General features: G+C 31.9%; 5 protein-coding genes. All 5 read right to left on the reverse strand.

Annotated features, from left to right (window positions below; genetic code table 11):
* Positions 1-125 precede the first annotated feature (125 nt).
* The 5 genes from ES677_RS14855 to ES677_RS14875 all read right to left on the reverse strand — a co-directional run bounded on the left by ES677_RS14855 (position 126) and on the right by ES677_RS14875 (position 3,699).
* Positions 126-794: a DNA alkylation repair protein gene (locus ES677_RS14855; RefSeq protein ID WP_148381674.1), complete on the reverse strand. Its 669-nt coding sequence runs from the start codon at positions 792-794 to the stop codon at positions 126-128.
* A gap of 16 nt (positions 795-810) precedes the next feature.
* Positions 811-1,236 (reverse strand): VOC family protein, encoded by a 426-nt coding sequence (locus tag ES677_RS14860; RefSeq protein WP_148381675.1) that lies wholly within the window; start codon positions 1,234-1,236, stop codon positions 811-813.
* Positions 1,237-1,325: 89 nt separating this feature from the next.
* Positions 1,326-2,111, reverse strand: coding sequence for a helix-turn-helix domain-containing protein (locus ES677_RS14865; protein WP_211357897.1), 786 nt, complete (start codon positions 2,109-2,111; stop codon positions 1,326-1,328).
* Between the two features lie 174 nt (positions 2,112-2,285).
* Complete coding sequence (locus ES677_RS14870) at positions 2,286-2,798, reverse strand: hypothetical protein (RefSeq protein ID WP_148381676.1); 513 nt, start codon at positions 2,796-2,798, stop codon at positions 2,286-2,288.
* Between the two features lie 145 nt (positions 2,799-2,943).
* Positions 2,944-3,699: a hypothetical protein gene (locus tag ES677_RS14875; RefSeq protein ID WP_148381677.1), complete on the reverse strand. Its 756-nt coding sequence runs from the start codon at positions 3,697-3,699 to the stop codon at positions 2,944-2,946.
* Between the last annotated feature and the right edge of the window lie 383 nt (positions 3,700-4,082).

The raw sequence follows: 4,082 nt of genomic DNA on the forward strand, positions 1-4,082 counted from the left end.
GGTAGCTTCAATTGGTGTAAAGAGCAATTGTTGAGATGAACGTTGAACCGCCGTATACGAGACCCGTACGTACGGTGGTGTGAGAGGCGCACTGGCAATCATTCGATTGTCAGCCGTCTACTCGATTAGCCACTGGCTTTTTCCGTTCTGTTCTTTAAATTCAAGTAATATTCTCTCGTTTCCTTGTCAAATTTTTCGATTGCGTATCGAAGCATAACTCTTGGCATTTCGGTAGCGTGTTTGTCAAGAAAGTTCTTTAATTTCTCTTCATTTTTCTTTCCTGCTTCTCTAATCCAACTGCCAACAGCTTTTTGTACATATTCGTCTTTGTCGTTCACAAGGATTTCTGCAATTTTAAATGTGTCTTCTATTTCGTTTTTTCTTATAAAATAGTAAGTGCTTACAATTGCAGTTCTTCGTTCCATTGGATTTTTGGATTTTGCCAAATCGTACAATGGTTTTTTGTCTTTGTCGTGCAAATAACCTCCAACAACATAAGGTGCACTTCTATCTACCAAACCCCAATTATCAATCCAATTATGATTTTCAATATATGCTTTGAAAATCTCTTTCCGTTCTTCATTAGAAGTTTTCTTATTTCGTACTTTCCAATCTAAAATTGATACTGCTCCAAGTCGATGGTTATCATCTTTATCTTTAAGCAAGTTTACAACCTCAAATACTGGCATTTGCTGATATGCTTTAGCTAAAGAAAATATCTCCCTTTTCGGAATTTCTCCCGAATAATCTTGACCGATTATTTTTAAAGTTTCAATAAATTCTTTAGCATTCATAATTCAAAAATAGCAATTACGCATTCTTTAGCTTCTCAATGTCGAACTTTTTCATTTTCATATAAGCGTCCATCACATTTTTTGCTCTGTCCGGATTACTTAAAAGTTTTGGTAAAATTGTCGGTACAACTTGCCACGAAACTCCAAATTTGTCTTTTAACCAACCACAATTTCCCTCTTTTCCGCCATCTGAAGTTAAATTTTCCCATAAATGGTCAATTTCTTCTTGAGTTTCACAATCAATTACAAATGAAACTGCTTCATTAAACTTAAATTCTGGACCACCATTTAGTCCCATAAATTTTTTGCCGTTTAGTTCAAATGTTATGACCATTTGATTGTCAGCTATAATTTTTGAATTCTTAAAGATTGAGCAATAAAATTTTGATGCTTCTTGTGCTTGTCCGTCAAACCAAAGACAAGGATAAATTTGATTTTCCATTTTTTTTGTTTTTTAAAATGATTAAACAATTAATTACAGCACAAAAATAGAACGAGTTAAAGCCTTAAAATAGAACATAACCGACAAAATCAATCGTTCGATAGATTTCCAAATTTCAAATAGTCTTTTGGTGTGATGTTTGTAAATTCCTTAAATGAGCGTGTAAAATGGCTTTGGTCTGAATAACCATTGTCAAATGCAATATCAAATAGATTTTCAAATTGTTTTTGTTGTAATTGTTTAAATGCACTACTAAATTGACCAATTCTGCGATATTGATTTGGTGAAAGTCCTACATTTTTCTTGAACATTCTTTGAAACGTTCTTTCGGTTAAATGAAGTTCATTTTGTACTTTTTTAAGAATTTCATTGTCTGGATTTTTTACAATTTCTGTTGTAGCAAATTTTATTAAATTAATGTCCGCTTTTATTTTATTCACTAAACTGAAAATGTAATTGTCAATCAAGTTTATCATTTCATTTATTGAGTTGGAATTCAATAGTTTTTCTTGTAATTCCAATGTTTTAGACGGTTCCAATAAATTTATATCTATTGGATTATCTGTCAATTCCTGTGCGGAAAAACCAAATAGAGTAGATAGAGCAAATGGTTTGAAAAAATATGCTATTAAAGTGAAGTCTTCTTTTATTGTCAATGTTTCTGGAAATACTGTTTGTCCAAATAATGTCAAATTGTTTGAGTTTCCTTTTATTTCTCCTTTTGCAGTTTGGAACAGAAGTGTTGGCGAACCATTTGCATACAATGGTAAAACAAATGGATTGGTAACTTGAAAATTTTCAATAACAAGTATATTCTGAACAAAGTCAGAAATATTTTCGTTTGGTATTGGGTTTTTAACTTTCAATTCGTTCAATGTTTATTGGTTAGCACGATGTTTTTTTTAGCTTGTGGCTAACGTTTATGTATAAGAATAGTTGCGGGTTTGTATGCGAGGATTTTCCGCAGGAAAATCAGACGTTACAAACACGCAACGACCTTTGATTAAGCACTAAACCGCAATTATTTTTATACGTTGTTGTGCAACGTATTATTTCGCTATATTTTTTTTCATTCGTTCATTAAATGTCCTGTACATACGCTTTGCATTATAGTCAATTTCATCAATAATACAAGTTCCACTACCCATAAGTAAAATCCGTACTTTTTTGTTGTTATATATTTCTTCTTCATCACTGAAAGTTGGACGATAACCAACAGAATGTTCTAAAAATATTAATTTATTTTTTTCATAAAACTTATCAGCCATTTCAACCATTCGCATTAACAGCCTTGTTTGTTCTTCAATTTCAAAGTCGAGTGTTTCCGCATACTTATAATTCAATATTATTAATGCAAGAGTATTCAATTCAGAGTTAGTTTTTTTCTTTAACTCATTCAAAGTTTCATTCTCCGTTAAGTTTGAAATTGGATAATTAAGTAGTTCATTAATTTCAATATTCGCAAGTTCACTTACATATTCAACATATTCGGCATCACGATTTTGAGCCAAAATTAAATTTGAAATAAGAAGCGTTAATATTAAGAATACTGTTTTTTTCATATGTTGCACAACGTTGTTGTATAAGCTTTGTTGCGTTGTTTAAGCAGTGAATTTAGTAAATAAAACACGAACGGCGAAATTCCGGAGGAATTTCCCAAGTGAGCTAAAACCAGCAATAAAGTTTATACGGTGTTAGCACCAGTATTTATTTTTTTGTTCTACTTTCTAATATCATTTTCGATTGCCATTTTAGTCTTTCTAAAGAACCAATGTCAAGAGCTCTTTGTCCAGACAACATTCCGCTAAAAATTATTGGAACTTTTTCGTTATTCAGTTCAATTTCATAAGTTCCAATTTCAGAGTTAAATGTCGATTTTTTCCCTAAAATATTATTGTCTTCAAAAAATAAGTCAAAACCTTTCCAAATTTTCTTAAAACTCTTATGTTTTGTTTTCATTTTTCCGAAAAACTCGGAAGCCAAAGCGTTTGAAACAATTATTAGTTTGGGTTTTGCTCGTTCTATTATTTCAAATGATATTTCTAATTGTAGATTTAAAAATTCGAAATCTGTATAACTTAAACTCTCAATTAATTCTTGCTTTGTTTCTCTGATGAAAAATAAATCAAGATGAGTCCATTTTGTACTGCAATATTCTGCAATCTCTTTCATTTTTTCAAAGTATGGAATGTCTTTAAAATTTTCCTCTTTTGGTATTTGATAAAAACCAATATTTTTTTCATTTTCAGGTATTACAGAACCTTTTCTAAAAGAAGGATTCATTCCAATAAACATTAAACTTTCTTTATGAACTATTTCGGGAAGAAGTGGATGTTTTCTATATTCAAAATCAGGATTAGAAAAAATCTCGTGATTCTCAAATTTTTTCCAAATTGCAAGAACATCTTTTTCATAAATTTCTCTAATGGCAAGTTCTTTAATGTTTTCAGGCGGTTTGGTCATATTGGTGCTAACGGTTTTGTATATGAAAAGTGCGTGCTTGTGTCAGAGGATTTTCGGAACGAAAATCGGATGAAAGCAAGTACGCACTTTCCATTGATTTAGCACTAAACTACGCATTTTTTATATACAGTGTGTGTGCCCAGTATGGGCATCTTTTACTTACAGCAAAGTAAGTAATTAATCTAGAGGGTGCAAGTCCCTTATGCGCTGGGGTAACGCCTAGAAGCATTAGTAAGTCGCAAGGGTGGTAACTGTGAAGTTACATCTGAAGAAAGCGAGACTACAAAACTCGGTACTGACGAACAGAAACCGTATACAGAGGCCTATTTATTCGGGTAAGCAACCACATCATTGCAACGCCCAAAGCATACCAAAAGGGTAAG

Source organism: Bizionia gelidisalsuginis (assembly GCF_008086185.1).
GTDB classification, from domain to species: domain Bacteria; phylum Bacteroidota; class Bacteroidia; order Flavobacteriales; family Flavobacteriaceae; genus Bizionia; species Bizionia saleffrena.

Bases quoted from the DNA above. Each gene is read 5' to 3' on its own strand.
- ES677_RS14855 (WP_148381674.1), bottom strand. From the start codon at position 794: ATGAATGCTAAAGAATTTATTGAAACTTTAAAAATAATCGGTCAAGAT.
- ES677_RS14875 (WP_148381677.1), bottom strand. From the start codon at position 3,699: ATGACCAAACCGCCTGAAAACATTAAAGAACTTGCCATTAGAGAAATT.
- ES677_RS14870 (WP_148381676.1), bottom strand. From the start codon at position 2,798: ATGAAAAAAACAGTATTCTTAATATTAACGCTTCTTATTTCAAATTTA.
- ES677_RS14860 (WP_148381675.1), bottom strand. From the start codon at position 1,236: ATGGAAAATCAAATTTATCCTTGTCTTTGGTTTGACGGACAAGCACAA.